1 protein-coding gene and 1 pseudogene are annotated in these 1,482 nt (G+C 59.4%); both read left to right on the top strand.

Annotated features, from left to right (window positions below; translation table 11 throughout):
• Window positions 1-653: 653 nt before the first annotated feature.
• Complete coding sequence (locus tag RGD00_RS23250) at window positions 654-1,310, top strand: hypothetical protein (RefSeq protein WP_310459608.1); 657 nt, start codon at window positions 654-656, stop codon at window positions 1,308-1,310.
• Window positions 1,311-1,349: 39 nt separating this feature from the next.
• A pseudogene (locus tag RGD00_RS23245) lies at window positions 1,350-1,482 on the top strand (IS5/IS1182 family transposase); the annotation flags it as partial.

The raw sequence follows: 1,482 nt of genomic DNA, 5'->3' as shown, positions 1-1,482 counted from the left end.
TCTACGCCGCTCTGGAAACTGACGCCATGGCCGCGTAACTAACCGAAATCAGCCTCCGGCAAACCCGGCGCGGTTCACCGTCCTTCCTCCAGCTCGGCGATGATCTTGCCGGTGATGTCGTCGTAAAGATTGCTGCGGGCGCCGCCTTCACGGGCGCGGTCCTGTCTGGCCATCGGGATGATCTCCGCGACGGGCGCCGGAGGCCACTCCTCCAGTCCTTAACCCGTCACGGAAAACCCGCCCGCACTCGAACTCTCAGGGGGCGTTGCGGGGTCTCCCCGCTGATGGGGGTGCGTCGGCAACGCAGTGCCGACCAGGGGGAAGGCTTTTCCCTGCCACCTGAGAATCTCAGCCATGATGAACCTTGTAGTCGTTCACTGCGCCTGCATAGTGTGACAGTCCGAACAGAGGCTTGAGCGATTGAAGGGGCGGAGAACGGACGTTCGTTGCCGTGAGCGCGAATGACCACAAACTTCCCGATGTTCCCGATCGCGAGCTACCCCTCGAGCCACTTCACAGAACAGATTGCTCGACTTGAAGTACGTTTCTCACGTAAAACCAAATAAAGTCATGTATTTGTTGTCGCACATCCGCAGCACTGTCATTGAAAAGAACGCGCATGCAGCCGCCGCTGCTAAGAGAGTCTTAACCAGATGAACAAGGCCCATGAGATAGACAGCCCCGACAAGATAACCGTTTCGGCCGGGCCGGAGGCCGGAGTTGCGTCCCCAACGGCGATTTCGACGGCAGCGTGCAAGGTCAACGAGCACTGTGTCGGCGATCACTGGACGGTCGGTGATGTCAAGTTACTAGCGCGGCTCATAGCGATCATCGCGATGGGACAGGCGAAGCACGCGGCGCGAATTATCGCGGACCTGCAGCCAGCGGTTCCGGCCTTGACAATCGACGTGCTCCGTTCCGACGCGAAACAGCGTCTAACCGTGACCGGAGACACGTCGGAACAGCAGGACGCTCACCGATGGCATCGCGACGGTCTGATCTTCGAGGCGATCTCCTGGATCGCCGCCCGACAGGATGCTGCCGCCAACGTCCTCATGAGAGACCCGCACATCAGCGCGACGACACAGGGTCTTGACGGGCTCATAATCGAACTGGACGAAAAAGGTGAAACGGTCGTCCGCGCGACAATTCTCGAAGACAAATGTTCGAACGACCCCCGGCGAAAATTCAGAGACGAAGTTCTGCCTGCCTTCCGAAACTACCATGCGGGCAGAAGGGCTTCGGAGCTGGTAGCGGCAACATCTTCGCTGCTTGACGGTAGGATTGGCTCTGTTGCACAAATCGCGTGAGGGATTCATCTCGTGAATCCAGCGTGGTAGCTTGACTGCATGAGCAGACCGACACCCCCGATCTACAAGACCAGGAACTGGCCCGCCTATAACCAAGCGCTCAAGCGCCGCGGCTCTCTGACGATCTGGTTCGACCCCGCCATGACGTGGAAGGCCGCGCCGACTGGCAAGC

The sequence above is a fragment of the Ruixingdingia sedimenti genome (assembly GCF_031432425.1).
Taxonomy (GTDB): Bacteria; Pseudomonadota; Alphaproteobacteria; order Rhodobacterales; family Rhodobacteraceae; genus Ruixingdingia; species Ruixingdingia sedimenti.
The sequence above is the reverse complement of the archived record's forward strand: the minus strand, read 5'-3'. Positions and strand labels throughout refer to the sequence as shown.